Below are 26,444 nucleotides of genomic sequence, written 5' to 3' on the forward strand. Positions count from 1 at the left end.
GTTTCCTCCGGGTTTCCGGCACTTTGCGGCGGGTTACACCCTGTAACCTTTGTCACCCTACTTCGGTGCGAAAACCCGCTTCGCGCCGGATTCGCCCTTCGACAAACAGGTGGCGAAAGGTTTAGAAGATCACGATGATTTATCTCGATTATCAGGCCACCACTCCGCTCGCACCGGAAGCGCGTGATGCCATGCTGAAATGGCTAGACGGGCCGGACGGTATTGGTTTCGGCAATCCGCACAGCTCGCACCGGATGGGCCGCATGGCGGCGGCCGCGATTGATCTGGCACGCGATCAGGTGGCAGCTTTGTTTCCGCCGGGCGGGCAAGTGATCTTCACCAGCGGCGCGACAGAAGCGATCAATCTCGCAATACGGGGTTGTCCGGGAGAAGGCGCGATCAGCGTCTCGGCCATCGAGCACGCCGCGGTTCTCGATACCGCCCATGCACTAGGCAATTGTCATGAGCTGAACGTAGCGGCAGATGGCCAGTGCAACGCCAGGCAGGATATTCCCGCCAACACCAGGCTTGTCGCGGTGATGCAGGTGAACAACGAAATCGGCGTGATCCAGCCGACGGTCGAATTCCACCGCAAGGCCAAGGAGGCGGGCGCGCTGTATCTGATCGACGCGGTGCAGGCTTACGGAAAAATGCCGGTCGCCAATGCGGATTTGATCGCGGTGAGCGCGCATAAATTGCACGGGCCGAAAGGCGTGGGCGCCTTATGGGTGCGCAACGGCGTGAACCTCACCCCCGTGCAGACCGGCGGCGGACAGGAAGCGGACCTCCGCTCCGGCACGCTCAGCCCCGCGCTGATCGCCGGGTTCGGCGCGGCGGCGGCTGTTGCGAAAGAGCGGATGGCAGCGGATGCCGATCACGTTGCGGCGCTGTGGCACCAGGCGCGCGATATGTTTGACGGGTGGGAGCTGAACGGCAGTGCAGAGGCGCGCTATCTCGGCAATCTCAACCTGCGTAAGGACGGGCTGGATGTGGCGCGATTGATGAGCGATTGCCGCGATGTGATGTTCTCCGCAGGGTCTGCCTGCGCCAGCGGATCAGGCCGGGCGAGCCATGTGCTACGCGCGATCGGCTTGTCGGATGCACAAGCGAAAAGCTCCATCCGGCTCGGCTTTGGCCGCTACACCACCATTGAACAACTTGAAGAGGCCGCGAAAATCCTTACCAATGCTGCAACGCAGCAAGGATAATCGCGATCAAGATCACTTTCATCACCCGCGACGGTGCCAAGGTCGAAGCTGAGGCGGCGAATGGCGAGAGCCTGCTCGCCACCGCTCAGGCCGCCGGAATGCCCCTGGAAGGTACGTGCGAAGGCCAGATGGCTTGCTCCACCTGCCACGTGATTGTTGCGCGCGACTGGTTCGGGAAATTGCCCGAAGCGGCGGAGGAGGAGGAAGACATGCTCGATCTCGCCGCCGATGTGCAGGCGACCAGCCGCCTGTCGTGCCAGATCCTGTTGGACGAGACACTGGACGGCCTGACCGTCAGCATCCCGTCCGACAGTGTGGACGCCCAAGGTTTCTAGAGAGCGATTTCAGGCCTCCGCGGGGTTTCCTACAAGCTTCGCTTTCGCCCAACGCACGCCGTAAACGCCTGCTGTGACGGGAATAGCGATGGCGCCAAGCACAATCATGATCGCCAGCAGATAGCCAAGGATACTGCCAAGCGATGACACCGCTGTACTCACCGGACCAAGGAAGTCATTCGCCGGGGCGGCCGCTGTCGAGTAATCGATATTGATGCGGGTGAAGGCAACCCGCTGGCGCATTTCGTCTAGCCAGCTGCGTGCGCCGTCGATCTCTTCATTGATGCGGGCGACGCTGCGTTCCGCCTCCACCAGTTCCTGCACAGTTCCCTGCCGGGTGCGCAGGACTTCCATCATCCGGTCGCGCAGGGCAATGCGGCTGCGCAGGCGGGCTTCGGTATCGACCATGTTCTTGGTCAGATCTTCGCCCGTGATGGCGGTGTTGATCTGTTCTCCGCCAGCGCTTTCAGCCGCGGAGCCAAGCCGGGTGCCAAAGGCGCGGGCCTGGTCTGCGACAACAGCAAGTTCGAGCCGTCCGCTGGCGTAGCCATCATCGACGCGGCCGGAGTGGCTTTGCGTCACGATCTGGCAGACGTAGGGGCCGGCCGCCTGACACATATCGGCATGACGTTCCTGCAGATCGGAAATTTGCTCTGCCTCCAGCCGGAAGCCGTAATCGTAGATATACGCCATGCGCGGGATACTGATGGCAACGTCCGGGCGAGATCGGATTGCTGCGTTTTCGTCGGCGGAAAGCTCCCCTCCGCCAGCCGCAGTGTCGCTGAGTTCTGCATCGACCTGCACTGCCTCACTCATGTCCGCTGTTTCGCTAAATTCGGCCTCGCTGCACGCCGTAAGCGCCATACAAGTCGTTGCCACACCAACCAAAAAAGTTCTCTGCCTCATTCCGGCCTCCTTTTTGCCATGATTTAGCCACAATTGCCTTAATTGTGTTTAATTGGCAAGCGGAGACGCAAAAGGCCCCGCCGCGCTGATGCGTGGCGGGGCCAATGTAAGGACCTGAAAATCGTTTAAATTCAGGCGGTTTGCAGCTTCCGCTCGCTCTTCTCAGCTTGCTTCTTGAGCTGCGCAATAAGCGCCGCGTTGAAAGCTGGAAGATCGTCCGGGTTGCGGCTTGTGATCAAATTTCCATCCTCCGCGACTTCCGAGTCGACCACGTTTCCGCCGGCATTCTTCAAATCGGTTCGAACAGAAGGCCAGCTGGTAACAGTCCGACCCTTCACAATACCAGCTTCGACGAGCATCCACGGGGCATGGCAGACGGCTGCAATGGGCTTGCCGGCTGCGTTAAAGTCACGGACCAGTTGCACCGCTTTGTCATTCATACGAAGAATGTCCGGGTTGATCTGGCCACCTGGCAGCATCAAAGCGTCGAAGTCCGCGGCGTTGGCTTTGTCTACAGTCATATCCACGTTCACCGGGTCGCCCCACTCTTTATCAGAAAATCCGCGTATCTGGCCGTCTTCCAGACTGACCACTACAGTCTCGTATCCGGCATCGTCGAGGGCTGCCTTCGGGCTTTCCAGTTCAGACTGTTCGAAACCGTCGGTGGAGAGGATCATAATACGCTGTGTCATAGGTAATTCCTTGTAATTGCTTTGATAGCACAACGGGTGGCGCGCCGCTTTCGTTCCGGCCTGTCCGACAGGGCGTTGGCGTGATAGGGCGAGCCGAAATATGCCGCTGCGGCGGCTCTTTACTTATCGACTTGAGGGTATTTTGATGCGTGCAAAGGTCGAACTGATCGTATCAGCACAATGGTTTGATTACGTCATAACTGCGGTAATTGTTATCAATGCAATCGGGCTTGGTCTCGAAACCTCGTCTGGCATCATGGCCAATTATGGCGGCGTTATCGTTGCTCTCGACACATTGGCGCTCACCATCTTTGTGGTTGAGCTGGCGATGAAATTGTTCGCTTATCGAATGAACTTTTTCCGCAACGGCTGGAATGTCTTCGATCTTGTCATCGTAAGCGTCGCGCTTATTCCTGCATCGCAGCAGTTTTCCGTCTTGCGCGCCTTGCGCATTTTGCGCGCGCTGCGGCTGGTTTCGGTCGTGCCGAGTATGCGCAAGGTCATCCACGGCCTGTTCAGTGCGATACCCAGTATCGGCACTGTTATCGTGATGTTGCTGCTGCTGTTCTACATCAGCTCTGTCATGGCGACAAAGCTGTTTGGCCAGGCATTTCCCGATTGGTTCGGCACAATTGGCGCATCGCTGTATTCGTTGTTCCAGATCATGACTTTGGAAAGCTGGTCCATGGGGATCGTGCGGCCGGTGATGGAAGTGTATCCTTATTCTTGGGCCTTCTTTGTCCCTTTTATCCTGCTCACCAGCTTTATCGTCCTCAACCTGTTCATCGGTGTGATCGTGAACGCCATGGCCGAGGCAACGGACGAAGAGGCCCATGATGAACGCGAAACGATTATCAACGAATTGCGGCTCCTGCGCGCGGAAATCACGGCCATGCGGGAGAGCCAGCCGCCGAGCGGACCCTGAACTGCCAAGAATGGGCGCAATAGCTGTGGAAAGCGCCCTCCCACCATACTCCGCTGATTGCTAAGGCTACGCATCAATGGCCGATATTCCCGAAGACCCAAACGCCGTGCCCGACGATTCCGAACAGGGCATCATCCGTGAACCGTTCGAAAGTGCGCTTTCGGAACGCTATCTTGTATATGCGCTGTCCACGATCACCGCGCGCTCTTTGCCCGATTTGCGGGACGGGCTGAAACCCGTTCACCGGCGTTTGCTGTGGACGATGCGGCAATTGAAGCTGTCGCCGGACAATGCCTTCAAGAAATCCGCGCGCGTTGTTGGTGATGTGATCGGTAAATACCACCCGCATGGCGATGTGGCGGTTTATGACGCGATGGTGCGCCTCGCCCAGCCGTTTACTCTGCGTTACCCGCTTGTTGAAGGGCAGGGGAACTTCGGCAATATCGACGGAGATAATGCGGCTGCGTACCGGTATACCGAAGCGCGCCTGACCAAGACGGCGATGCATCTGATGTCCGGGCTTGATGAAGGCACGGTCGACTTCATCCCGACGTACAATGGCGAGGAAGAAGAGCCGGAGCTGATGCCCGGCATGTTCCCCAATCTGCTGGCCAATGGGGCGAGCGGGATTGCGGTGGGCATGGCCACCAGCATCCCCAGCCATAATGTCTCAGAAGTTCTCGATGCGGCTGAGCTGGTCCTGTTCAACAAGGACGTCACCCACGAAGAGCTGATGGAAGTCTTCCACGGGCCAGACTTCGCTACTGGCGGACTGGTGGTCGACAGCGCCGAGGCGATCTCCAAGGCATATGAAACAGGGCGCGGCTCTTTTCGCGTGCGTGGCCGCTTTTACTCCGCTGAGGCCGAGGATGAGGCGGATCAGCTGGCCGGTATCGAACGCCAGAAGGGCGGCGGATACCAGCTTGTTATCTCCGAAATTCCGTATCAAGTGCCCAAGGGCAAACTGATAGAACAGATTGCGCAGGCGATTTCGGACAAGAAGCTGCCGATCCTTGAGGACGTGCGCGACGAAAGCGACGAGCAGGTGCGCATCGTGCTCGTCCCGCGCAGCCGCAATGTCGATCCGGAATTGCTGAAGGAAAGCGTCTATAAGCTCACCGATCTGGAAACACGCTTCGGCCTGAACCTTAACGTGCTCGATCACACGCGCACGCCGATGGTTATGGGCCTGAAGGAACTGCTGACCAACTGGACGGTCCACCAGATCGAGATTCTCCAGCGCCGCACGCAGCACAGGCTGGCGAAAATTGCTGACCGGCTGGAACTGCTTGAAGGCTATATCATTGCCTTCCTCAATCTCGACCGGGTGATCGAGATCATCCGTTACGAGGATGAGCCCAAGGCCGTGCTGATGGCCGAGTTCAGTCTGACTGACCGGCAGACCGAAGCCATCCTCAACATGCGGCTGCGGTCATTGCGCAAGCTTGAGGAAATGCAGTTGCGCACCGAGAAGGACGCGCTGCTGAAGGAGAAGGACGAGCTCGAAAAGCTGCTCGAATCCCCCGCCCGTCAGAAAACGCGGATCAAGAAGGACATGGCCGCGCTGCGCAAGGAATACGGCCCGGAAACCGCGCTGGGTGCGCGCCGGACAACCATTGCAGAGGCTGACTCAAGCGTCGAATTCAATCCCGACGCTATGATCGAGAAAGAGCCGGTCACTGTTGTGCTTAGCCAAAAGGGCTGGGTGCGCGGGGCGAAGGGTCATGTCGATATGGGTGCCGATGGTTGCGGCGATTTCAAGTACAAGGAAGGCGACGGACCTGCTTTTGCTGTCCATTGCCAAACGACCGACAAGATATTGCTGGCATGCGATGACGGACGCTTCTTCACACTTGGCGCAGACAAATTGCCCGGCGCGCGCGGCTTTGGTGAACCGGTGCGCAACACGCTGGACATAGACGCCTCGGCCACGATTATCGCTGTAGTCGTGCACGCGAAGGACAAGCAGGTGCTGCTCGCTTCGACGCTGGGCAAGGGTTTTGTCGCCGTGACTGACGAACTGTTGGCTGAAACCCGCAAAGGGCGCCAGGTCGTCAATCTGAAGGCCGGCTTAAAACTGACCGTTGTCCAGCCTATCGCGCCTGAACATGATCATGTCGCTGTGGTGGGCGAAAACCGCAAGTTGGTGGTCTTCGCCTTGGAAGAAATGCCTGTGATGACACGCGGGCAGGGCGTAACTTTACAACGGTACCGCGATGGCGGGCTATCGGATGCAACCACTTTTACACTCGGGGAAGGCCTAAGCTGGACCATGGGCGGAAAGGGTGACCGGACGCGGACCGAAAGCGAGATTGGCATGTGGAAGGTCGCGCGTGGTGCGGCCGGACGTCTGCCGCCCCAGGGCTTCCCGAAGGACAACCGGTTCTAAGGCGCATACAATAGGGCCGGCGGATCGCTCCACCGGCCCTCTGTTAAAGGCAGTGAGTGCAATCAGCTGGCGCTGTTGAGTGCGGCCATGATCGAGGCCATGTCGGCAAGCACAATCAGCGCGCCGCTCTCGCTCACTGAGAACAGGTTCAGTGGCAGTTCCATTGGCTGATCGGCATGCGTCAGAACCACCCCGGTTTCGGTAATTTCTTCTACCGTCCCCAAAGCTTGCGCATCGGATGTCATGATATCGGCACCTACGACAAGCGCGGCGGCGAGCGCTGCTTCCTGGTCGGCAACGATTTGCGCCCAGGCGGTGTCGAGTTCGGCCTGCGTGGTATTCAATGTCCACACGCCTTCACGCTCAGCAAAAGCATCGGAGCCCAGCGGAACCTGATGGCTGCCAGTGTCGACGACGATGGTGGTTCCGTCATTCGAAAGCACGGCGCCGACCGCAGCGTCGTCATTGCCCATGATTGTGGCACCGGCATCCTGAGCCAGCGCAGGCGCGGCGAGGGCGGTGGTCGCGGCGGCGACAGCGGCGAATGCGAAACGGTACATGAAAATCTTCCCATTGGTCGGGCGCTGCATAGCGTTGCCCGAGTTTAAAAGTACCCGACATCTGTCGGAAATTGGTTCGGCGGGCGGCACACCATGCAAATGGCAGACACGATCGGACCTCCACAGACGTCCGCACCCGTTGCCAGCGGTTATATCAACCCTAGCTGAATGTGCACTGCACCATCGCAGTACGGTGTTTCAACCCGCCTTTTCGCAGGTATACGCTGCTGGCTTTACTGCGAAAGACATTCTTCGAGCAGTTCTGCAACGCGTGACGCAGGGGGAAACCCTTCCGAAATCCAACGCGCTTCCACAGCTTGCAGAATGCGTGCCACTTCCGGCCCTGCACCGATTCCGCGCGCAACAATTTGGCCTCCTTTCAATGGAAAATCAGGCACTTGCCATCCCTGTATCGTATCGATTGGAAGCCCCGCCAGAAGCAGCAAATCACGCGCGATATCTGCACCTTCGCGGTACGCAAGCGCGCGCGGACCTTCTGGAAGATCGCTGCGCTGCGCCAGACGTGAGAGAAGTTTTCGTTGTGCGTTGGACAGACGCAAACGTGCGGCGATCTGTTCTGCGGTTTTGCGATCCGGCGGCACCAAAGCGGCCAGGCGGCGGATGGCAGACGGCGGCGTTTCTTGCCCCCGTTCCATCTCAACGAGTGCGGCCAAGCGTTTCAATCCGGCAATACCTGCTTCAGGCAGGACCACCGGCAACACGCCGTGGTCTTGCATGCGGGCGAGTGTCGGGTGCGGGTCTGGCAAGGCAAGGATCGCCAGCATTTCCATCGCTACACGCTCCCGGCTAATGCCCTTCAGCGTTGATGCCAGTTCAGCACAAGCGGTCTCTGCCGCGGGGTCCAAAGCGGCACCAAAGCGGGCCTGAAAGCGGTAGTAACGCAGGATGCGCAGGTGATCTTCGCGGATCCGGTCATGGGCATCCCCGATGAAACGCACGCGCCGCGCTTCGAGATCTTCCAGCCCGCTGAAATAATCGGATATCTCCAGAGTTTCGGGATGGGCATACAGCGCATTGATCGTGAAATCGCGCCGCGCTGCATCGTCCCGCCAATTTTCTGCAAAGGCCACGGTGGCGCGGCGGCCATCGGTGGCGACATCCTTGCGCAGCGTGGTAATTTCCACATTCCCGCCGGCTACCACGGCCGTAACAGTGCCATGATCAATGCCGGTGGGAATTGACTTGATGCCGGCTTCCCCAAGCTTGGCCATCACAGTTTCGGGATGCAGTACGGTCGCCGCATCCACATCGTTCACAGGCACATCAAGCAAGGTGTCCCGCACCGCGCCGCCAACCCAGCGCATGTTTTCAGGGCCTAACGCCGCAACCAGCGGGACAAGATCCTTGCGCCGGGTCCATTCTGCGTGCGGAAGCTTAGCCATCGAGCAGTTCCTCCCATGCCAATCTGTGCGAGAGATTGGCGATAATTCCTGCAGTAATGCCCCAGATGCGGTGTCCTTCCCAGACGATCTCCGTGTAGGGCAATTGATGCCCGCCGAAATCACCCATCTTGGCGACATGATTGCGCTGATCGAGCACAAAGCGCAGCGGGGCTTCGAACCAGTCTTCGACCTCGCGCGGATCGGGCGTGATCGTCAGGTCCGCCGGAACAAGACCCAGTACGGGAGTTAGATTGAATCCCGTCCCGGTCACAAAGCTTCGAGCGCTGCCAACAATGCGGACCTGCGCAGGCGGAATGGCGAGTTCCTCCTCAGCTTCGCGCAAGGCGGCGGCCACAGGATCTTCTCCTGCTTCCAGTTTCCCGCCGGGAAAAGAAACCTGCCCCGGATGCGCTGCCATTGATTGTGGCCGGTGCGTGAGCAGCAGGCCGGGTTCCGCACTGTCTGTCACAGCCATCAATACGGCGGCATCACGCAATGCGCCGCCCGCCCATGCGCTATCATCGCGAATGCCTTCGATCCCGATGTGGTGGCTCGCATCGAACAGGCGGGAGACGCGGTCGAACAGCGCGCTCATGCAGGCGCCAGCTCAAATTCTGTACCCATGCTGGAGACCACCAGCGAGCCACCCTCTGCCAAACCATTTTCAGATAGGCCATGCTCGGCCAATTGCAGCCATGTCGACCGGTCAAGCCGCGCCTCGCAGCCATTGCGCACGGCAAGATAGATAGCGGGGCTTTCCGGCGTGCCCTCTGCGCGCAAGGGATTTTCCGTCCCCGCAATTACCAGTTCGTCGATGTTGAGGCGGAACGTCAGCGCGCCGTCCGCCGCCCGGAGATCGACCGCGATGAATGCCGCGTCCTCTACTTCGACAGATTGCTTGTAGTGCGGGGTGACCAACCAATAGCTGCCGTCACCCTCCCGCCGCAGAAGGCTGGCAAAGGCGCGCACCATGGCGGGGCGGGTTATCCGCCCACCATCGTGAAACCATTCACCATTCGCCGCGATGCGCATCTTGCTGTCGCCGTCTGCGGGCGGATCCCAAGATGCAATCGGTGGCAATTTGCGCGAGCCAACAAGCTCGGCCACTTCGGCAAGCGATAATCCGGCAAGTTCAGGAGGGGCTTCGTAAGGCATTGTCGTGCCTCAGATGCCAGAGCGCGTCAGCCAATCCAAGGGCCAAGCGTTCCTTCGCTGGGGAGCACGGCAGGATTGGCCGTGCAGACCAGCAGGCGATGCTGTTCAAATGGCCCGGGCATTGACCACCCCCCCGTTGGTGCGGCGGTAAATCCGAAGCGTCCGTAATATTCGGGATCCCCGATAAGCACCTGCGGTAGCGGGGCCTTGGGATCAAGCGCTGCAGCCATGCCTGCCATCAGCGCATGGCCAAACCCTTCGGATTGGCGTTCCGGCAGAACGGCCACCGGGCCAACCATAAGCAGAGGATGCCGGCGCCCGTCTGCATCTGTCAGTGCGACAGGCCATATCTGGATCGTGCCGACGAGCATATCATCCTCATCCAGCGCGGCGAAGCTGAGTGCCGGAAGCCAGTCGGTCCCCTCGCGCACCTTATATGCGGTGCGATCATGGCGGTCCGGGCCGAACGCACGGTCGAGAAGTTCTTCGATCATCGCAGGCTCGACTTGGGCAAGCGGGATCAGCGTGGCTGTTGCAACATTATTCATGGCAGCGCGCCGGTAGGGCGCGCTGCCATGATGCGCAAATGTTTCCTTAGATACCTTGCTGGTTATCAATCAGCAGGCGCATCAATCAGCCGGGGTCAGGCGCAGCAGCCGTCCGCTTTCACCGTCCTCGATCACCCATATTGCGCCGTCGGGTGCCTGCGCAATCCCGCGCAAGCGGTTCGGGAACTCATACCGCGCTGCTTCGTCAGCGCTGTTGGCTGCAGCATTGGTTGTGATGCGCGAAATTGAGGTCGTGCGCAGATTGGCGACGAGGAGCTGGCCTCGCCAATCGGCGAACATCCCGCCGGTATAGAAGATCATGCCTCCCGGAGCGATTACCGGCGTCCATCCGATGGCGGGTTTGGCAAAGCCATCGTCCGCCGTGTGATCCGGGATGTCATCGCCATTGTAATTGTCCCCGTTTGAACGAACCGGCCAACCGTAATTGGATCCGCGATCGACGCGGTTCAGCTCATCGCCGCCAGCCGGACCATGCTCAATTTCCCACAACACGCCCTGCGGATCGAACGCAATACCGAGCAAGTTGCGATGGCCGTAGGACCATATCTGATTGGTTGGGGAGGCGCGGTCGGCAAACGGATTGCCTGCGGCCGGCGTGCCATCAAGATTAAGCCGGACAACGGTACCAAAATTGTTCGTCAAATCCTGCGCCGGGTCCTGTTCCTGCCGGTCACCGCTAGTCACGAACATATGTTGCCCGTCTGGCGAGAATGCAATGCGGTGTGAATAATGGCCCTTGCGTTCACCACCGCGGCTCTGTTGCCAGATGTCGGTCAAACCATCGACGCGGCAGGCATCGGCCTGATCGCAAACCAAATTCCCGCGGCTGACTGCGGCGACTGTTGTATCGTTTCCGGCATCCTTGGCCCAGCTGAGATAGATCGTCCCACTGTCGGAGTAATCAGGGGCGAAAGCAATCTCGCCCAGGCCACCTTGCCCGCCGTAAACTACATCCGGCATCCCGCTGACGGTGCCTGTCTGGCCCGTGGAGGGATTGTAAAACTTCATCGTTCCCGCTTTTTCGGTAATGAAGGCGACGCCGGTGCCCGGTTCAAAAGCAATGGCCCAAGGCTCTGCAAAAGTGCCATGACTCGTGGCGGCAAAGGGCGAAGTCGCTTGCAGCTCGACCGGCTCTCCGGAGACAGCAGCGCCGGACGCTGCAGGAGTAGAGGTCGGGCTGGTATCCCCCGTTTGCGATCCGGTGCAGCTTGCGAGCGCGAGCGAGGCAGAGAATAGGGCGGAACTGAGGATTATTTTACGCATGTTATCGGGAACGCCTTCACCTGAATTTTGTGCCGAGCATGGCCCGCATTCGCTCGTCGCCGGAGTGGACGAGGCGGGGCGCGGGCCACTTGCGGGGCCTGTTGTGGCGGCTGCGGTGCTGCTGTGCAAGCCTGTCCCAAAGGGCGTGGACGATTCCAAGAAATTGAGCGCCAAGGCCCGCGAAACTGCGGAACGCGAAATTCGGGCCAGTTGCGCCTTTGGCATCGGCATTGTCGATGTGGAAGACATCGACAGGCTCAACATTTTCGGCGCGACCATGCTCGCGATGAGCATCGCGATGGAACGGCTTTGCACGGTAACGCGGCGGGATGATTTCCGAACGTTGATCGATGGCAATCTTACCCCGCATGGCCGCTGCGATCGCTGGCTCTGGCCTGCCGAAGCCATCGTTGGCGGCGACGGGCGTGAACCTGCGATCGGTGCCGCCAGTATCCTCGCCAAGACGTGGCGAGACCGGCTGATGGTGGCAGCTGCGCAGGATCATCCGCATTACGGGTGGGAACGCAACAAGGGCTACGGTTCAAAGGAACATATGGAGGCCTTGCGGCAACACGGGGCAACGCCTTTGCACAGAAGGTCTTTCGCCCCAGTAGCGCAGCTTGAAATGTCGCTGTAAGGCCCGCGCCATGTTGACCCTTATCGCATTGATTGTCGCAGGACTTGTGGGCCTTACTATTGGCGGAGAATTGCTGGTGCGCGGCGCGGTGGCAATCGCTCACCGGCTGGGTATTTCCAACCTTGTGACGGGCGTCGTGATCATGGGCGCAGCCACTTCCATGCCGGAAATGGTCGCCAGTATCGAAGCCGCGTTGATTGGCTCCCCCGGCATTGCATGGGGTAATGTCGTGGGATCGAATATTGCCAACTCCCTGCTGATCCTGGGGGCCACTGCCATGATCGCGCCAATCGTGATGCACGGCGTTGGCAAGCGTGATGCCGTTGTCGCCCTGATTGCCACAGTGGCCCTGTGGGCACTGACCTATTCCCAAATGGCCAACGTATGGATCGGCGTGTTCGTTCTGGCATTGCTCGTCGCGTACATCATCTGGCGCGTCAATCATCCGAGAGTGGACGATGCAGAGGTAGAGGATGACGAAAGCAAGGAGCCGACGCTTCCCCTCGCTATCGGATTGTTCGTGGGCGGCCTGGCCGTATTGATCGGCGGCGGGCAATTGCTGGTCACTGGCGCGATTGACCTTGCCGGGCAACTCGGCGTGTCCGATGCGGTTATCGGTCTGACGGTCGTTGCCGTTGGAACATCATTGCCAGAACTTGCAGCTTCGGTTGCTGCCGCCTTGCGGGGACGATCCGATCTGGCGGTAGGTAACGTGGTTGGATCCAATATCTACAACATCCTGCTGATCGGCGGCGCAACGATGACTATCGCTCCGCTACCGGTCTCAGCTGAAATGCTTGATCTGGAACTGCCCGTGCTGGCCGCCTCTGCACTGCTGCTGCTCGGCCTTTGCCGTTATGCAAGACGCATCGGGCGGGGGCTGGGCTTCCTGTTGCTGGCCGCTTTTGTCGTCAACACAGTGCTGTTGTTCGTCTGACGGGGAACAGGCGAACGCTTCGGCGCATTGGTTGGGCAAACCTATTCAACGGAGCCTGCCATGCAAGAATTCGCCTTTGCCGATATCCCCGAACAGACCGGCAAGACCGCCATCGTAACCGGATCGAACACCGGTATCGGATATGAAATCGCCCGCCATCTGGCGCGAAAGGGCGCACGGGTGGTGCTGGCATGCCGCGATGGGGACAAGGCTGCCCAGGCGGCGAATGAGTTGAAAAGCGGGCCAGAGCGGCTCGATATCGATACGCTCCATCTCGATCTGGAAAACATCGCCACCGTGCGCGAATCCGCGGTAAAGGCGAGCAAGGAAGACCGGATCGATATTCTGATCAACAATGCAGGCGTAATGATGCCGCCGCTGTCGCACGCAACGGCGGGGACCGAATTGCAGTTTGCAGTCAATCATCTAGGCCATTTTGCCTTCACCGCGTTGCTGTTTGATAAGCTGGCGGAAAACGGCGGCGCGCGCATCGTCACGCAGTCAAGCATCGCACACAAAAGCGGCGATATCGATTTCGGCAATCTCGATGCGGCGCAAGGGTATGACAAAGGCCGCTTTTATTCGCAGAGCAAGCTGGCAAACCTGTTGTTCGCAATCGAACTGGACCGCAGACTGCGCGCAGCCAATTCCGGCGTCGCGTCCATCGCCTGCCATCCGGGGGTGGCAGCGTCCGAATTGACGCGGCACATCAAATGGTCAGGCATCGTCCAGCCGGTCATGAAAACGATCCTCAACACATCGGAACAAGGCGCATTGCCTGCGTTGCAGGCGGCTACCGATCCAGCGGCGCAGGGCGGCGATTATTTCGGTCCGCGCGGATTGCTGGAGGCGCGCGGGAACACGTCGGGCCGCGCGTTCAAGAGCAAGCGCGCCCGTGACGAAAAACTGGCAGACCGGTTGTGGGCCAAGTCAGAAGAACTGACCGGCGTAGCCTTCACCGTTTAACGCACATCGCATATCGGCAGACCCAGCCCGGATTGGGCCGGGTCTGCCGGCTGCTCAAGCGGCAAAGGCCTTTGCGCGCAGCATTTCGATATAGCCGCCCGCGAAGCCTTCCAGCTCTTCCGGATCGGAAGGCAGGCCGCCTTGCTCGTCAGAAGCATCGCCCAATTCGTCACGGCTATTGACCCGCGGAAACGGCTCGGCCGGGACTGGCACTTCGAGGAATTCACACAAAGGCCCCCAGCCTTCTTTCGGGTGGAAAACCAGCAGACGCTCTGCCGGGATCGTGTCGATAATTTCCTGATTATAGGCGCGGTACCAATCGGCCATCCACTGCGGATCGTTGATGTGTTCACCGAATGATTTGAGATACGTGCCTTTGAACATTCGGTCCAGATCGCTGCCTTCCAGGGACGCGAGCATCCGCGGCGAATTGATCGTGGCGTTGCATGATTCCACCCAGCTATCCGCATCGCGCACCGTCAGCAGAACCTTTGCCTGTGGGTAATGCTCGGCCAGTTGGCGCCAGTAGATCGCTGCGGGATAATCGACGGTCGAAGCATATCCGTCAAAGATTGTATCCCAGTCGGGCTTCCCGTCGGCAACATCTTGCCACAGCGCGATGTTGCGGCGCGCCCGCCGAAAGACCTCGACCATATGATAGCAAGGCCCAAATCCGACGTGCTCCAGCGCGAATTTGGTCGAGAACGTCGCAGTGCGTCCCGGCCCGGCGCCGATTACCTTCAATGTCATCAAAAATCCCCCCATTTGCCCGAAACACGCCGGGCGAGTCCTTGTGGCCACACCCCAGCATATCGAGTCTTAGCCCTGATGAAAGACTCAACATCTTGTGCCGGACTCGTTTCGTTCTCGTTCAAGGTCACAAGCGCTGCGACATTATTGCACCTTGACCGCGGGACTCCGAGGACTCACACCCTGTGGATAACTTAAGGGGTATCCAGTGGGTGAACTGACGAAAATCCGTGTGACGAAGGCAAAAACGCGTGCCAAGCCAGTCGACAAGGCAGTTCTGCCATTGGGGCAGATCCTGTCAGGCGACTGTGTGACAGAAATGCGTAAATTGCCCGATGCCAGCGTTGATCTGGTGTTCGCGGACCCGCCGTATAATTTGCAACTCGGCGGCGATCTCAACCGGCCCGATGGCAGCCATGTCGATGCGGTCACCGACGATTGGGACCAGTTCGATAGCTTTGCCATTTATGACAAGTTCACAAGGGATTGGCTGACAGAGTGCAAACGCGTCCTTAAGCCAGACGGCGCGCTGTGGGTGATCGGCAGTTACCACAACATCTACCGTGTCGGCGCGATCTTGCAGGATCTGGGGTTCTGGATTCTCAACGATGTCGTGTGGCGCAAGACCAACCCAATGCCGAATTTCCGCGGCACCCGCTTTACCAATGCCCATGAAACTCTGCTGTGGTGTTCGCAGGGGGAAAAATCCCGTTACCACTTCAATTACCGCGCGATGAAAACATTGAATGACGAACTGCAGATGCGGTCTGACTGGATATTTCCGATCTGCTCCGGCGGAGAGCGTTTGAAGGACGATACCGGCCACAAGGCGCACCCCACGCAGAAGCCGGAGGCTTTGCTTTACCGGGTATTGCTCGCCACGACCGAGGCTGGCGATGTGGTGCTCGATCCGTTTTTCGGCACTGGCACAACCGGCGCTGTCGCCAAACGACTGGGCCGTGACTGGATCGGCTGCGAGAGAGAGGCGGATTACCGGAAGGTTGCCTCAGCACGCATTGAGAAGGAATTGCCGCTGGATGAAAGCGCGCTCGCCACAATGCAGAGCCGAAAGACCCAGCCGCGCGTGGCCTTTGGTGCCGTGGTGGAAGCCGGACTACTGAAGCCCGGGACAGAGATTTTCGACAAGAAGCGCCGCTGGACAGCAACCGTGCGCGCCGATGGCAGCGTGGAGTGCGGCAAGGAAACCGGCTCCATCCACGGCGTCGGCAAGGTGTTGCAAGACGCGCCAAGCTGTAACGGCTGGACCTTCTGGCATTACGAGGCTGATGGCCCGAATGGCGAAAAACTGGTGCAGCCGATTGATGCAGCACGCGGCCTGTATCTGCTTGCAGCCGAAGATTAGGCGCTTCAGGCAATGACAGACAGGCTTTATGTCTATCCGATCAGCACTGTATCCGGACCGCAGGCTGTCGAAGGCGATGCAGTGCGGTTGGCTGGCGGCATGGTCTATGCACGCGAGTTTGCTGTTATTGTGCGGCGTGAAGGGCAGACCGTTTCGCGCGAAGTAACCAACGCATCAGGAATCGCAGATGCCTTCGCGAAGCTGCCAGCGGATCTTGGCCCCGAGGCAGAGGCCCAGTGGTCCGCACTGCGCATGGCCCACCCTGCGATGGAACTGGGCGACCGCACAATCCGGCTCGACCAGCCGCAGGTCATGGGCATCCTCAATGTCACACCGGACAGCTTTTCCGATGGCGGCAAGTTCATGGATGATCCCGAAGAAATGCAGGCGCACGCTGCCGCCATGCACGAAGCGGGCGCGGCCATTATCGATATTGGCGGGGAAAGCACGCGCCCCGGCGCGAAGGCAATATGGGAAGGCGAGGAGATCGAGCGGGTTCGACCCGCGGTGGCGCATTGTGCAGGCATGGGTGCGGTAGTCAGCATCGACACGCGCCGCCCAGCCGTGATGGAAGCGTCGATCGAAGCGGGGGCGCGCATTATCAATGATGTATCAGCCCTGCGGTACGATCCGCGCAGCCTGGAATTCGCTGCATCGTCCGGTGCGCCTGTCATACTGATGCATGCGCCGGGTTCGGGTGAGGATCTGCATGCAGCGCCGGATTACACAGCAGTCGCGTTTGATGTGTTCGATTTCCTGAAGGAAGCGCGCGACCGGGCATTGGCGGGAGGAATTTCGCAAGATCGCATGATTCTTGATCCCGGCATCGGATTTGGCAAGACACTTGCCGACAACCTCTCAGTTCTCAACCATTTGCCAATGTATCATGCGCTTGGTTGCCCGCTTTTGCTGGGTGCAAGTCGCAAGCGGATGATCGGCGCGTTGAGCAATGAAGCGCCTGCGCATCAGCGCGCTGGCGGTTCGCTGGCGTTAGCGCAGCTCGGCATGGATGCAGGTGTTCAGCTGCTTCGCGTACATGATGTGTTCGAAACGGTGCAGGCGCGCAATGTATGGCGCGGATTGCGTGATGCGGCGCTGACAGACTTTGGCGGACTGCCGGATTAGAGCGGGAAACCGCGCCTAAAGGTCGATACTGCGACGCACTTGATCCAACGCCTCCGTCCCGGCATCAATGCCACCGTCGGTATAGCGGTCGACCAGAAGCAGCGTGCGCCCACCCGATGGAAGATAGGTGTACCGTGTATGCGCAAATTCGGAATCTAATACGAAAGACATCCCTTCCTGACCATCGACCATGACAGGTTCAAGCGTCGCGATGGAAGGCGAAGCCTGGGCAAGGGCGGTTGTGTAATCTGCGATTGGACGCTCCAGAAGCGCTATTGCAAACCCGATTTCGGATCTGGCAGTGCATTCCTGCCCCTGTGCAACTCTTCCGAACGAACAATATGCGCCCCCCAATCGTGATGCGAGCGGTGCAGGGATGAACTTGATCGCAAACACAGTTTGTTCAAAATCCGGCGGCAAGACCAGATCGACTTCGGCACGCGTCAATGCTGCAGGATCATACTTATAGCGGACTGTGCCCAGGGCACCGTTGCTCAGGTTTGTCGAACTCTGGACGCCTGCCGGCGTGCCCGGCTGATCTGCCACAGGATCGCTGCCACAGGCTGCAAGGATCAGCACGAGTAGGGGCGCTGCAAATGCACGAAACTTACACATGTTAATATAGCGCACGGGCGTAGGGTTTCGTTCCACAACTTATCGCATTGCCTGTGCGATTAGGCCGAGCCCCAGGAGTTTGACCGGCATCCGGTTCAGGCGGCGTTATCGATGCCCAGATCGGAAAGCTTGCGATACAGGGTCGAGCGCCCGATCCCGAGGCGTCGGGCGACTTCCGTCATGCGGCCGCGATAATGGCCGATGGCAAGACGGATCACGTCAGCCTCTATGTCCTCGAGCGGCCGCAAGTTCCCATCGCTGGCATATAGCTGGACGCCGGAGCTTTCGCGAACGGGCACTTCGGGCGGATCGAAATCGCCAACCAGCTCGCGCAATTGCGGGAAGTCATCCGCGGTCAGCGCATCTCCATCGCAGAACACGGCAGCGCGGAAAAGAACGGCCTGCAATTGGCGGACATTGCCCGGCCATTCAAAAGCGGACAGCAATTGCAGTGCGTCGGATGTAATGCCGAGTGGTCGCAGACCGGGCTGCTCGCCAATGCGGTCAAGGAAATGGCGGGTCAGTGCCGCAACATCACCAATGCGATCGCGCAGCGGCGGAAGTTCGATTGCTGTCCGGGAAAGCGCTGCCAGCAGGTTTTCCCGGAAATGGCCGGTTGCCACCAGATCGGCCAGCGGCAGATTGCTGGCGGCGATGATACGAACATCGACTTTGAAACTGTATTGCGCACCGATGGGTTTGACCTGGCCGCTTTCGATTACATCGGCGAGGCGATCCTGCAAGTCCATCGACAGCCGATCAATCTCGTCCAGCACCAGCGTGCCGCCATCACAGTTTTGCAGTGCGCCGACTTGTTGCTCGAAAGCACCGGGAAACGCGCCTTTTTCGTGTCCGAACAGCACCGATTCAAGGCTGCTTGCCGGAACGCCTGAGATGTTGAGCAAACGAAACGCCGTTTTCGCGCGCGGGCTGGCAGCCTGCATCGCGTGGATCAGCATTTCCTTGCCGGTACCGCTTTCGCCTTCGATCAGCACATGTCCGTGACCGCGTGCGGCCTTGGCAGCCTTTGCCAAGGCATCGCGAAAGGGCGGGGCCGTGCCAACCATCGCGTCGAAATCGAGGTTGGCGGGCATTTTTTCTGTCAGCGGAGTAAGTTCGTCATGCGGAGTTTCGCGCGTTGTCGCATTGAGAAGCGCATGCATCAGTCGATCCGGAGCAATCGGCTTGACCAGATAATCTGTTGCGCCCGCCCGCATCGCTTCGACGGCAAGCTGCGGGCTGGTGCTGGTGGTCAGCATGAAAATCGGCAATGCAGGCCGACGTTCTTTCAGCTCTGCAATCAATTCGCAGGCACGGTCTCCCGGCACCCATTGATCCAGGACAATTGCGGACAGTTGCATCCCTTGCCGCGTGCCCAAGGTGGCAATTGCAGTCTCTGAATCGCTTACCACTAACGTCCGCCAGCCCTCACGCCCGGCGAGCGCTGAGATAAGCCGGCTTTGCGCCGGTTCATCATCGATAAGCATCAAAAGCCGCTGTTCGGGCTCTGCCATGCGTGTTCACCATAAGGGCCCAGGACATCCGGGCGGGGAAGAATGGCCTAGCAGACGCTGGTAAAAGGCCGATTAAGGCCGGCTTCGTTCGCTGTTAACCATGATCGCGCAGCGAATATCGATGCCGGCACATAAAGAGCATACAAATGCACCGCGCGTGGGGCTTGAGCGATCCGCATTCGGGCGATAGAGCATACGCAATCAAAATTCTGCTAATCGAGGGACATTGGACAGCACATGGGCAAACCGGATAATATGAAGGCCGCAGAGGGCATGTACGCGAGCTTCATCAGCACGCTGAAATGGAGCGTACCGCTGCTCGCAGTCATTACGCTCTTTGTCGTCATCCTGATCTCCTGACCGGATGCGCATAGCGGTTCTGAAAGAGCGCGCATCGGGCGAAAGCCGCGTTGCCGCCACACCCGAAACAGTCAAGAAGCTGATCGCGCTGGGCGCGACGCTTGCGGTGGAAGATGGCGCAGGTAGCGCAGCCTCCATCACTGACGAGGCGTATCGCGAAGCCGGGGCCGAGGTCGGCCAGGCTGCTGCAGTGGTCAAGGACGCCGATATCGTCATGGGCGTGCAGGCCCCCGATGTGGCTGCGCTGAACGGCGCGAAGCCCGGCGCATGGGTGGCCGCGACTTTCGATCCGTTCGTGCAGAAAGACCGCGTGGAGGCCTACGCCAAAGCGGGCTTCGAAGCGCTGTCCATGGAATTCATGCCGCGCATTACCCGCGCGCAAAGCATGGACGTGCTCTCCAGCCAGTCCAATCTGGCGGGTTACAAGGCGGTGCTTGCGTGCGCCAATACATATGGCCGCGCATTTCCGATGATGATGACCGCAGCGGGCACGGTCAGTGCCGCCAAAGTCTTCGTTATGGGTGTGGGTGTTGCTGGCCTTCAGGCGATTGCTACGGCCAAACGCCTTGGCGCGCAGGTGTCCGCTACTGATGTCCGCTCCGCCACGAAGGAACAGATCCAGTCGCTCGGCGCGAAACCAGTGTTCGTCGAAAGCGTCGAAGGTATCGAAGGCGAAGGTTCGGGCGGCTATGCCACCGAAATGAGCGAGGAATACCAGAAAGCGCAGGCCGAACTGGTGAGCAGCCACATCGCAAAGCAGGATATCGTCATCACGACCGCGCTGATTCCGGGACGGGCAGCGCCTCGCCTGATCTCTGACGCGCAGATAGCGACAATGCGCGAAGGCAGCGTAATTTTCGATCTCGCGGTAGCGCAAGGCGGCAATGTCGAAGGCAGCGTGCCGGACCAGGTGGTTGAAAAGCACGGCGTGAAAATCATCGGCTATTCCAACACGGCCGCGCATCTGGCAGCAGACGCGAGCGCGTTGTTCAGCCGCAATTTGTTCAACTTCCTCAATGCCTTCTGGGATGCCGAAGCAGGCAAGCCTGTGCTGGATGAGGAAATTGGCGATGCCGTGCGACTGACGCAGGGCGGTGAAATCGTGAACGAGAGGCTGAAGGGGTGAAGGGTTCTACGTGGCTTGTCCTTGCGGCGGTGATCCTCATTGGTGTCATCGTGCTAGCCTACTCCTCAGGTTACCAAATTGGTGCAGATATCGCCAAGAATGAAAATGCGGCTTCGGAGAAGCAATAATGGACTTCATTTCAATTCTCTCGATATTCGTGCTGGCGTGTTTCGTCGGCTATTATGTCGTGTGGTCGGTTACCCCGGCGCTGCACACGCCGCTGATGGCTGTAACCAATGCGATTTCATCTGTGATTATCGTCGGCGGCCTGATCGCTGCGGCGGAAGCAGGTAGCGATGTGGCGAAGTGGCTGGGGCTGCTTGCTGTCGTGCTCGCCAGCGTCAACATCTTCGGCGGTTTCGCCGTGACCGAGCGGATGCTCGCAATGTACAAGAAGAAGGATAAGTAGATGAACCTGTCCTTCCTTGCCGCAGGTGCCGAAGGCGGCGCCGCAACCCCCGCCTGGGCGATGCTGGCCTACCTCGTCGCTGGCATCTTTTTCATTCTGGCCCTGCGCGGGCTTTCCAGCCCCGCCACCAGCCGCACGGGTAATCGCTTCGGCATGGCCGGTATGGCGATTGCCGTCATCACCACGCTGGTGACGCATTCCATCGCGAATATCGCAGAAATCGGCATCGCTATTTTCATCGGCGCCATCATCGGCGTCACCATGGCGCGGCGCATTGCAATGACCTCCATGCCCGAACTGGTGGCAGGATTTCACTCGCTGGTCGGCCTTGCCGCTGTTCTGGTGGGCTGGGCGGCTTACCTTAATCCGGGTGCGTTTGGCCTTCTGACCGATGGCGGAGCTATCGGGCCGGTCAGCAAGATAGAAATGGGCCTCGGCATCGCGATCGGTGCCATCACTTTCTCGGGCTCTGTCATCGCGTTCCTCAAACTGTCAGGCAAGATGAGCGGGTCGCCGATCATGTTGCCGGGCCGTCATATCATCAACCTTGGCACATTGGCCGCGATCCTCGTGCTTACGGCCATGTTCGCGCATACACCCGGCGCGGACGCGAACCTGCCATTCATCGTGGCGCTGACTATTGCAGCCTTCATTATCGGTTTCCTGCTGATCATCCCGATTGGCGGAGCGGATATGCCAGTCGTCGTCTCCATGCTGAACAGCTATTCCGGCTGGGCGGCTGCGGCGATGGGCTTTACGCTGGGCAATTCGGCGATGATCATCACCGGCGCGCTGGTGGGTTCATCTGGCGCAATTCTCAGCTACATCATGTGCAAGGCCATGAACCGCAGCTTCATCAGTGTGATCGCGGGCGGCTTTGGCGCGGATTCCAGTGGTGGCGGCAATGGCGAAGTGCGTGAGCAACGCCCGTACAAGCAAGGCAGCGCAGCCGATGCGGCCTTTATGTTGGAGCAAGCCGAAAAGGTCATCGTGATCCCCGGTTACGGCATGGCCGTGGCGCAGGCGCAGCACGCCTTGCGCGAAATGACCGATGTTCTGGAAGAGAAGGGCGTGGAGGTGAAATTCGCCATCCACCCTGTTGCCGGACGTATGCCCGGCCATATGAACGTGCTGCTGGCCGAGGCGAATGTCTCTTACGACAAGGTCTTCGAGCTGGAAGACATCAACAGCGAATTCGCGCAGGCTGACGTTGCCTTCATTATCGGTGCGAACGATGTTGTGAACCCGGCTGCAAAAACGGACAAATCCAGCCCGATTTACGGCATGCCGGTGTTTGACGTGGACAAGGCCAAGCAGGTCTTTTTCATCAAGCGCAGCATGGGCGGTGTGGGCTATGCCGGCGTAGACAATGATGTGTTCTATATGGATCAGACCATGATGCTGCTGTCCGATGCAAAGAAGATGGTTGAGGAAATCGTCAAGGCGATGGATTAAAGGCGCTTTCGTCGCACGCTTGCGCAACACGCATACAGGGGTAAGATTTTGCGCAAGCTCGGCTTGATTGGCGGAATGAGCTGGGTTTCCACCCACCGCTATTACGAACGGATCAACAAGCGTGTCCAGCGAGAGGTTGGGCCGCGCGCTTCCGCCCCGATGCTTATCGAGAGCCTCGACTTTTCGCAGATTTATCAGTTGCAGACTCCGGAGGAATGGGAGCGCGGCGCGCAGGTCATCGCCAAAGCTGCGCAGAGGCTGGCCGATGCTGGCGCGGAAATGCTGATGATCGGTGCCAATTCGATGCACAAGGTCTATCGCGAAGTGCAGGCGCAGGTCGATGTGCCTATCCTTCATATAGCCGAATGCGTGGGCGAAAGGATGAAGCAAGACGGCATCAAACGGGCCGCCCTGATAGGCAGCCGGAATGTGATGATCGAAAGCTTCTACCGCCGCCGATTGGTGGCGCATGATGTGGATCTGCTTCCTCCTGAAATGGATCATGTCGAGCAGCTCGACCGGATCATTTATGAAGAGCTGATGGTGGGCAAGGCGCGCAAGGATTCCGAGCGCACATTGCGATCCATGTTCACCCGCTATCAGACCGAAGGGGCGCAAGCGGTCATTCTGGCTTGCACGGAATTGGAGCTGGTGGTGGACATCGATGCCAATGCTGTGCCCATCTATGACTGCATGCGCATTCACGCCGATGCCGCGGCAGAATGGATCATCGGCGGATAATCAGCCGGGAAATCGCAGATCTTTCGCGATAGGCGGGGCATTTCACGCGGCGTTCCCTCGCTGTTCCCGTTGTCACATGGCGGGCGCTCTCGTAGCGAGTGATCCATGTCGCGCGCGCCCTTTGCAGCTGATCCCTCATTTAGCCGGGGGCGTGAATTCACTCCGCCAGGCCATACCGTGCGCGGCCCGCGCAGTGCCTTCCAGCGCGACCGCGACCGGATCATCCATTCGATTGCTTTTCGAAGACTGGCGGGCAAGACGCAGGTTTTTATCGCACCGGATGGTGACCATTACCGCGTTCGCCTGACGCACAGCCTTGAAGTGGCGCAGATCGGCAGAGTGATCGCCCGCGATCTGGGGCTGGATGAGGACCTTACAGAAGCTCTGTGTCTGGCACATGATCTGGGCCATCCCCCTTTCGGCCATTCGGGAGAGGATGCGCTTGACGCCGCATTGCAGCCACGCGGCGGATTTGACCACAACGGGCATACTTTGCGCACAGTCATGCGGCTGGACAGTCCTTACTGCGGAATACCGGGCCTCAACCTCAGCTGGGAAGTGCTGGAAGGGCTTGCAAAACACAACGGGCCGGTGCTCGATCCGCAATGGGCGCTGGCACAGTGCGATGCAGAATTCCCGCTCGATCTGGCCAGACACGCCACGTTGGAAGCGCAGGTCGCGGCGTTGGCGGACGATATTGCCTACGACAATCACGACATTGACGATGGCCTGCGGGCGGGGTTCCTGCAGCTTGATGATCTCCTGACACTCGATTTTATTGCGGACCAGTGGCGCGAGGTGGAAAAACGTTTTCCCGGTGGCGGGCGGCAGGAATTGCTGCGCGAACTGGTGCGCTCGCAAATCGGCGTGATGGTGAACGACTTGCTGGAAACGACTAAGGCCAATCTACACGCAATTGGCAATGTGGATGACGTGCGCAACGCGGGCCGCGCGCTTGCCAGCTTTTCTCCTGCGATGGCCGTTCAGGAACGCCAGTTGAAGCGTTTCATGTATGACAGACTGTATCACCACGAGGAACAATTGCGCACAGCGGGCAGAGCGAAAGACGTGATCGCTCGGCTGTATGCCGCCTATGATCAGGACCCGTCCCTGATGCCGCAGGAATGGGCCGAGCAATTGCCAGGTGACGAGCCTGCCAGGGGGCGCCATATCGCTGACTTCATCGCCGGCATGACGGATCATTTTGCAATCCGGCAATACGGCCGCATTTTCGGTAATGTGCCGGAGGGATTGTCGAATGTCTGATGCTGAAACGGGCAAACGCCGGGTCCTGTTGGTTGGCGCAACCGGATTGATCGGGCGCAGCATTATCGCGCGTACCGCCGGTCTGACCCATATTGCCTTGCAAGGTCTCGCCCGGCGAGAAATGACCTTCCCCGAAGGTGCGCGCATGGAACTGGTACTGGCAGATACGCCCGACTGGGGCGGTGTCGTGGAAGCGCTTAAGCCCGATGCGGTTATCTGTGCGCTGGGAACCACACGCGCCAAGGCGGGCAGTGTGGAAGCCATGCGGGCCGTGGATTACGAATTGGTCATGCAGGTCGCACGCGCTGCAAAGGATGCCGGTGCCCGCAGCTTCGTGCATGTGTCCTCTGTCGGAGCGGATACCGCCTCGCGCAGTCTGTATCTGCGCACCAAGGGAGAAGTGGAGCGGGACCTGAAATCACTGCGCTTCAAACGGCTGGATATCCTGAGACCGGGCCTGCTGCTGGGTAAACGCGAGGCAGATTTGCGGTTTCTTGAAGGGATCGGACGCATGCTGGCACCGCTGACAGATATTTTCCTGCAGGGCGATGTCGCCAGATACCGGTCCATCAAGGCAAGCATAGTCGCCGCTGCTGCCTTGCAATGTACCGGTGAAAAGGCAGGAGGTCAGTTTGTCCATGAACATGACGGGTTGAACCGCTTGGCCGGGCGTTTTGAAGGGGTCACAACATGAATTGGGATTTCGCATTTCAGGCGGCCAACATCTGGGCGCTCATCATGTGGGCCATGCTGATTCTGTTGCCACGCAATGCGTTGGCTGGCGCTGCGGTCTTCTATGGCGGTGTGGGGATGCTGTGCTTTGCCTATACGCTGTTCATGGGACTGGTCGTCGGAGGCGCTGTCGATCCGGTCTCGCAAAGCGAAGGTGCCGGCGCGTCCTTCACTACGATAGCAGGGGTGAGGGGCCTGTTTTCGACTGATGGCGGGGTCACGATCGGCTGGATTCATTATCTGGCCTTTGACCTGTTTGCAGGTCTGTGGATTTCCAAGGATGCCGATACGAAAGGCTTTTCGCGGCTGGTACAATCACCTGTGCTGCTGCTGACGTTCATCGCCGGGCCTGCGGGACTGCTGGTTTGGTTCATCGTCCGTGAAAAGCGCGCTCGCGCCGCTGCCGGACCACGGCGGCGCTTCACTTGAAACGCTTTGCTCCTGCAACAGAGCGCAACCGTGATGCTATCGCTGCAGTACTGGCAGATGAGCTGCCCGCACTTGGAAAGGTACTTGAAGTAGCGAGCGGATCTGGCGAGCATGCGGTGCATTTTGCGGGCCGGTTTCCTGCGCTGGAATGGCAGCCGAGTGATCCTGACCCCGAGGCTGTTGCTTCCATCGCTGCCTGGCGCGCAGAGGCTGGACTTGCCAATTTGCGCAAGCCCTTCATGCTTGACGCGGCTGCTGCAAATTGGCCGGTAATGGGCGCCGATGCGCTGCTTTGCGTGAACATGGTTCATATCAGTCCGCCCGCTGCAAGCGAGGGACTGTTCGCCGGGGCAGGGCGCATTCTGCCTGTTGGCGCGCCATTGCTGCTGTATGGCCCGTATCTGGAAGAAGGAGTGGAAACTGCGGCATCAAATCTGACATTCGATGCCAGCCTGAAGGCGCGTGATCCGCGCTGGGGTCTGCGCGATACAGCTTGGGTCGATAAACTCGCCACAACAAACTTTTTTGACCGCGTGCGCAGGGTAGCGATGCCTGCCAACAATATCATGCTGATCTACCGCCACAAATAGAAGCGCCCGCCGGATCGCTCCAGC

29 protein-coding genes are annotated in these 26,444 nt (G+C 59.2%); 18 read left to right on the plus strand and 11 right to left on the minus strand.

Features of this window, described 5'->3' with window-relative positions:
- The first annotated feature begins 134 nt into the window (after positions 1–134).
- Positions 135–1,208, plus strand: coding sequence for a cysteine desulfurase family protein (locus tag AB731_RS10755; protein WP_047094135.1), 1,074 nt, complete (start codon positions 135–137; stop codon positions 1,206–1,208).
- A 5-nt stretch (positions 1,209–1,213) separates the two neighbouring features.
- The gene (locus tag AB731_RS10760) at positions 1,214–1,543 is read left to right on the plus strand and encodes a 2Fe-2S iron-sulfur cluster-binding protein (RefSeq protein WP_047094134.1); all 330 of its coding nucleotides are present in this window, start codon (positions 1,214–1,216) and stop codon (positions 1,541–1,543) included.
- A gap of 9 nt (positions 1,544–1,552) precedes the next feature.
- On the opposite strand, the gene AB731_RS10765 is transcribed toward AB731_RS10760, so the two are convergent.
- Complete coding sequence (locus AB731_RS10765) at positions 1,553–2,449, minus strand: DUF4349 domain-containing protein (RefSeq protein WP_047094133.1); 897 nt, start codon at positions 2,447–2,449, stop codon at positions 1,553–1,555.
- 131 nt (positions 2,450–2,580) lie between these two features.
- On the minus strand, positions 2,581–3,141 hold the full coding sequence (locus AB731_RS10770) for a type 1 glutamine amidotransferase domain-containing protein (protein WP_047094132.1): 561 nt from the start codon (positions 3,139–3,141) through the stop codon (positions 2,581–2,583).
- Between the two features lie 145 nt (positions 3,142–3,286).
- On the opposite strand from AB731_RS10770, the gene AB731_RS10775 reads away from it, so the two are divergent.
- A complete protein-coding gene (locus AB731_RS10775) occupies positions 3,287–4,066 on the plus strand; it encodes an ion transporter (RefSeq protein ID WP_047094280.1) in 780 nt (259 codons plus the stop codon).
- 76 nt (positions 4,067–4,142) lie between these two features.
- A complete protein-coding gene (gene parC / locus AB731_RS10780; protein WP_047094131.1) occupies positions 4,143–6,455 on the plus strand; it encodes a DNA topoisomerase IV subunit A in 2,313 nt (770 codons plus the stop codon).
- Positions 6,456–6,517: 62 nt separating this feature from the next.
- Here the strand turns inward: parC and AB731_RS10785 are convergent, their stop codons facing one another.
- From AB731_RS10785 to AB731_RS10810, 6 genes are all read right to left on the minus strand, one after another.
- Positions 6,518–7,015, minus strand: a complete 498-nt coding sequence (locus tag AB731_RS10785) for a hypothetical protein (RefSeq protein WP_156167445.1) — start codon at positions 7,013–7,015, stop codon at positions 6,518–6,520.
- 233 nt (positions 7,016–7,248) lie between these two features.
- Positions 7,249–8,418: a CCA tRNA nucleotidyltransferase gene (locus AB731_RS10790; protein ID WP_047094129.1), complete on the minus strand. Its 1,170-nt coding sequence runs from the start codon at positions 8,416–8,418 to the stop codon at positions 7,249–7,251.
- The gene (locus tag AB731_RS10795) at positions 8,411–9,013 is read right to left on the minus strand and encodes an NUDIX hydrolase (protein WP_052769028.1); all 603 of its coding nucleotides are present in this window, start codon (positions 9,011–9,013) and stop codon (positions 8,411–8,413) included. Before AB731_RS10795 ends, AB731_RS10790 begins: the two co-directional genes overlap by 8 nt.
- Positions 9,010–9,573, minus strand: coding sequence for a DUF1285 domain-containing protein (locus AB731_RS10800; RefSeq protein ID WP_047094128.1), 564 nt, complete (start codon positions 9,571–9,573; stop codon positions 9,010–9,012). The genes AB731_RS10795 and AB731_RS10800 overlap by 4 nt, the downstream gene beginning before the upstream one ends.
- Before the next feature lie 26 nt (positions 9,574–9,599).
- On the minus strand, positions 9,600–10,121 hold the full coding sequence (locus AB731_RS10805; protein WP_047094278.1) for a GNAT family N-acetyltransferase: 522 nt from the start codon (positions 10,119–10,121) through the stop codon (positions 9,600–9,602).
- 81 nt (positions 10,122–10,202) lie between these two features.
- Positions 10,203–11,405: a PQQ-dependent sugar dehydrogenase gene (locus tag AB731_RS10810; RefSeq protein ID WP_047094127.1), complete on the minus strand. Its 1,203-nt coding sequence runs from the start codon at positions 11,403–11,405 to the stop codon at positions 10,203–10,205.
- Between AB731_RS10810 and AB731_RS10815 the strand changes: the two genes are divergently transcribed.
- Genes AB731_RS10815 through AB731_RS10825 form a run of 3 tightly spaced genes read left to right on the plus strand, consistent with a single transcriptional unit; the run spans position 11,404 to position 13,945 of the window.
- On the plus strand, positions 11,404–12,042 hold the full coding sequence (locus tag AB731_RS10815; protein WP_047094126.1) for a ribonuclease HII: 639 nt from the start codon (positions 11,404–11,406) through the stop codon (positions 12,040–12,042). The genes AB731_RS10810 and AB731_RS10815 overlap by 2 nt on opposite strands.
- Positions 12,043–12,052: 10 nt before the next feature.
- Entirely contained in the window at positions 12,053–12,979 is a 927-nt protein-coding gene (locus AB731_RS10820) for a calcium/sodium antiporter (RefSeq protein ID WP_047094125.1), read from the plus strand.
- A 60-nt stretch (positions 12,980–13,039) separates the two neighbouring features.
- Positions 13,040–13,945, plus strand: coding sequence for an oxidoreductase (locus tag AB731_RS10825; protein ID WP_047094124.1), 906 nt, complete (start codon positions 13,040–13,042; stop codon positions 13,943–13,945).
- 54 nt (positions 13,946–13,999) lie between these two features.
- Here AB731_RS10825 and AB731_RS10830 read toward each other — a convergent pair whose 3' ends face one another.
- Positions 14,000–14,695: a sulfotransferase family protein gene (locus AB731_RS10830; protein WP_047094123.1), complete on the minus strand. Its 696-nt coding sequence runs from the start codon at positions 14,693–14,695 to the stop codon at positions 14,000–14,002.
- 217 nt (positions 14,696–14,912) lie between these two features.
- Here AB731_RS10830 and AB731_RS10835 point away from each other — a divergent pair, with 217 nt between their 5' ends.
- Both AB731_RS10835 and folP read left to right on the plus strand, forming a co-directional pair.
- Positions 14,913–16,058: a site-specific DNA-methyltransferase gene (locus tag AB731_RS10835; protein ID WP_269429537.1), complete on the plus strand. Its 1,146-nt coding sequence runs from the start codon at positions 14,913–14,915 to the stop codon at positions 16,056–16,058.
- A 12-nt stretch (positions 16,059–16,070) separates the two neighbouring features.
- Positions 16,071–17,183: a dihydropteroate synthase gene (folP, locus tag AB731_RS10840; protein ID WP_047094121.1), complete on the plus strand. Its 1,113-nt coding sequence runs from the start codon at positions 16,071–16,073 to the stop codon at positions 17,181–17,183.
- Positions 17,184–17,198: 15 nt separating this feature from the next.
- On the opposite strand, the gene AB731_RS10845 is transcribed toward folP, so the two are convergent.
- Positions 17,199–17,798 (minus strand): hypothetical protein, encoded by a 600-nt coding sequence (locus AB731_RS10845; protein ID WP_156167446.1) that lies wholly within the window; start codon positions 17,796–17,798, stop codon positions 17,199–17,201.
- Positions 17,799–17,893: 95 nt separating this feature from the next.
- On the minus strand, positions 17,894–19,312 hold the full coding sequence (locus AB731_RS10850; protein ID WP_047094119.1) for a sigma-54-dependent transcriptional regulator: 1,419 nt from the start codon (positions 19,310–19,312) through the stop codon (positions 17,894–17,896).
- A gap of 237 nt (positions 19,313–19,549) precedes the next feature.
- On the opposite strand from AB731_RS10850, the gene AB731_RS14335 reads away from it, so the two are divergent.
- From AB731_RS14335 to AB731_RS10890, 9 genes are all read left to right on the plus strand, one after another.
- Positions 19,550–19,672: a hypothetical protein gene (locus AB731_RS14335; protein WP_269429531.1), complete on the plus strand. Its 123-nt coding sequence runs from the start codon at positions 19,550–19,552 to the stop codon at positions 19,670–19,672.
- A 4-nt stretch (positions 19,673–19,676) separates the two neighbouring features.
- Positions 19,677–20,798, plus strand: coding sequence for an NAD(P) transhydrogenase subunit alpha (locus AB731_RS10855; RefSeq protein ID WP_047094118.1), 1,122 nt, complete (start codon positions 19,677–19,679; stop codon positions 20,796–20,798).
- Positions 20,799–20,925: 127 nt separating this feature from the next.
- Positions 20,926–21,207, plus strand: a complete 282-nt coding sequence (locus AB731_RS10860; protein ID WP_047094117.1) for an NAD(P) transhydrogenase subunit alpha — start codon at positions 20,926–20,928, stop codon at positions 21,205–21,207.
- Complete coding sequence (locus tag AB731_RS10865; protein ID WP_082126464.1) at positions 21,208–22,662, plus strand: NAD(P)(+) transhydrogenase (Re/Si-specific) subunit beta; 1,455 nt, start codon at positions 21,208–21,210, stop codon at positions 22,660–22,662.
- A 48-nt stretch (positions 22,663–22,710) separates the two neighbouring features.
- Positions 22,711–23,403 carry an aspartate/glutamate racemase family protein gene (locus AB731_RS10870; protein WP_047094116.1) on the plus strand — a complete coding sequence of 231 codons (693 nt, stop codon included), beginning with the start codon at positions 22,711–22,713 and terminating at the stop codon, positions 23,401–23,403.
- Positions 23,404–23,508: 105 nt separating this feature from the next.
- Positions 23,509–24,669 (plus strand): deoxyguanosinetriphosphate triphosphohydrolase, encoded by a 1,161-nt coding sequence (locus AB731_RS10875; protein WP_047094115.1) that lies wholly within the window; start codon positions 23,509–23,511, stop codon positions 24,667–24,669.
- Positions 24,662–25,363, plus strand: coding sequence for an NAD(P)H-binding protein (locus tag AB731_RS10880; protein ID WP_047094114.1), 702 nt, complete (start codon positions 24,662–24,664; stop codon positions 25,361–25,363). The genes AB731_RS10875 and AB731_RS10880 overlap by 8 nt, the downstream gene beginning before the upstream one ends.
- Positions 25,360–25,830 carry an ABA4-like family protein gene (locus AB731_RS10885; RefSeq protein WP_047094113.1) on the plus strand — a complete coding sequence of 157 codons (471 nt, stop codon included), beginning with the start codon at positions 25,360–25,362 and terminating at the stop codon, positions 25,828–25,830. The genes AB731_RS10880 and AB731_RS10885 overlap by 4 nt, the downstream gene beginning before the upstream one ends.
- Positions 25,827–26,420, plus strand: coding sequence for a DUF938 domain-containing protein (locus AB731_RS10890; protein WP_047094112.1), 594 nt, complete (start codon positions 25,827–25,829; stop codon positions 26,418–26,420). The genes AB731_RS10885 and AB731_RS10890 overlap by 4 nt, the downstream gene beginning before the upstream one ends.
- Positions 26,421–26,444 lie beyond the last annotated feature (24 nt).

Origin of the sequence: Aurantiacibacter marinus, from assembly GCF_001021555.1 — a bacterium.
Taxonomy (GTDB): domain Bacteria; phylum Pseudomonadota; class Alphaproteobacteria; order Sphingomonadales; family Sphingomonadaceae; genus Alteraurantiacibacter; species Alteraurantiacibacter marinus.

What these genes read in the sequence shown, in the direction of transcription:
- AB731_RS10800 (WP_047094128.1), bottom strand. Translation starts at nt 9,573, where the DNA reads ATGCCTTACGAAGCCCCTCCTGAACTTGCCGGATTATCGCTTGCCGAA.
- AB731_RS10830 (WP_047094123.1), bottom strand. Translation starts at nt 14,695, where the DNA reads ATGACATTGAAGGTAATCGGCGCCGGGCCGGGACGCACTGCGACGTTC.
- AB731_RS10845 (WP_156167446.1), bottom strand. Translation starts at nt 17,798, where the DNA reads ATGTGTAAGTTTCGTGCATTTGCAGCGCCCCTACTCGTGCTGATCCTT.
- AB731_RS10770 (WP_047094132.1), bottom strand. Translation starts at nt 3,141, where the DNA reads ATGACACAGCGTATTATGATCCTCTCCACCGACGGTTTCGAACAGTCT.
- AB731_RS10805 (WP_047094278.1), bottom strand. Translation starts at nt 10,121, where the DNA reads ATGAATAATGTTGCAACAGCCACGCTGATCCCGCTTGCCCAAGTCGAG.
- parC (WP_047094131.1), top strand. Translation starts at nt 4,143, where the DNA reads ATGGCCGATATTCCCGAAGACCCAAACGCCGTGCCCGACGATTCCGAA.
- AB731_RS10820 (WP_047094125.1), top strand. Translation starts at nt 12,053, where the DNA reads ATGTTGACCCTTATCGCATTGATTGTCGCAGGACTTGTGGGCCTTACT.
- AB731_RS10775 (WP_047094280.1), top strand. Translation starts at nt 3,287, where the DNA reads ATGCGTGCAAAGGTCGAACTGATCGTATCAGCACAATGGTTTGATTAC.
- AB731_RS10880 (WP_047094114.1), top strand. Translation starts at nt 24,662, where the DNA reads ATGTCTGATGCTGAAACGGGCAAACGCCGGGTCCTGTTGGTTGGCGCA.
- AB731_RS10795 (WP_052769028.1), bottom strand. Translation starts at nt 9,013, where the DNA reads ATGAGCGCGCTGTTCGACCGCGTCTCCCGCCTGTTCGATGCGAGCCAC.
- AB731_RS10865 (WP_082126464.1), top strand. Translation starts at nt 21,208, where the DNA reads ATGAACCTGTCCTTCCTTGCCGCAGGTGCCGAAGGCGGCGCCGCAACC.
- AB731_RS10790 (WP_047094129.1), bottom strand. Translation starts at nt 8,418, where the DNA reads ATGGCTAAGCTTCCGCACGCAGAATGGACCCGGCGCAAGGATCTTGTC.
- AB731_RS10765 (WP_047094133.1), bottom strand. Translation starts at nt 2,449, where the DNA reads ATGAGGCAGAGAACTTTTTTGGTTGGTGTGGCAACGACTTGTATGGCG.
- AB731_RS10825 (WP_047094124.1), top strand. Translation starts at nt 13,040, where the DNA reads ATGCAAGAATTCGCCTTTGCCGATATCCCCGAACAGACCGGCAAGACC.
- AB731_RS14335 (WP_269429531.1), top strand. Translation starts at nt 19,550, where the DNA reads ATGGGCAAACCGGATAATATGAAGGCCGCAGAGGGCATGTACGCGAGC.
- AB731_RS10860 (WP_047094117.1), top strand. Translation starts at nt 20,926, where the DNA reads ATGGACTTCATTTCAATTCTCTCGATATTCGTGCTGGCGTGTTTCGTC.
- AB731_RS10810 (WP_047094127.1), bottom strand. Translation starts at nt 11,405, where the DNA reads ATGCGTAAAATAATCCTCAGTTCCGCCCTATTCTCTGCCTCGCTCGCG.
- AB731_RS10755 (WP_047094135.1), top strand. Translation starts at nt 135, where the DNA reads ATGATTTATCTCGATTATCAGGCCACCACTCCGCTCGCACCGGAAGCG.
- AB731_RS10885 (WP_047094113.1), top strand. Translation starts at nt 25,360, where the DNA reads ATGAATTGGGATTTCGCATTTCAGGCGGCCAACATCTGGGCGCTCATC.
- folP (WP_047094121.1), top strand. Translation starts at nt 16,071, where the DNA reads ATGACAGACAGGCTTTATGTCTATCCGATCAGCACTGTATCCGGACCG.
- AB731_RS10850 (WP_047094119.1), bottom strand. Translation starts at nt 19,312, where the DNA reads ATGGCAGAGCCCGAACAGCGGCTTTTGATGCTTATCGATGATGAACCG.
- AB731_RS10875 (WP_047094115.1), top strand. Translation starts at nt 23,509, where the DNA reads ATGTCGCGCGCGCCCTTTGCAGCTGATCCCTCATTTAGCCGGGGGCGT.
- AB731_RS10785 (WP_156167445.1), bottom strand. Translation starts at nt 7,015, where the DNA reads ATGTACCGTTTCGCATTCGCCGCTGTCGCCGCCGCGACCACCGCCCTC.
- AB731_RS10855 (WP_047094118.1), top strand. Translation starts at nt 19,677, where the DNA reads ATGCGCATAGCGGTTCTGAAAGAGCGCGCATCGGGCGAAAGCCGCGTT.
- AB731_RS10815 (WP_047094126.1), top strand. Translation starts at nt 11,404, where the DNA reads ATGTTATCGGGAACGCCTTCACCTGAATTTTGTGCCGAGCATGGCCCG.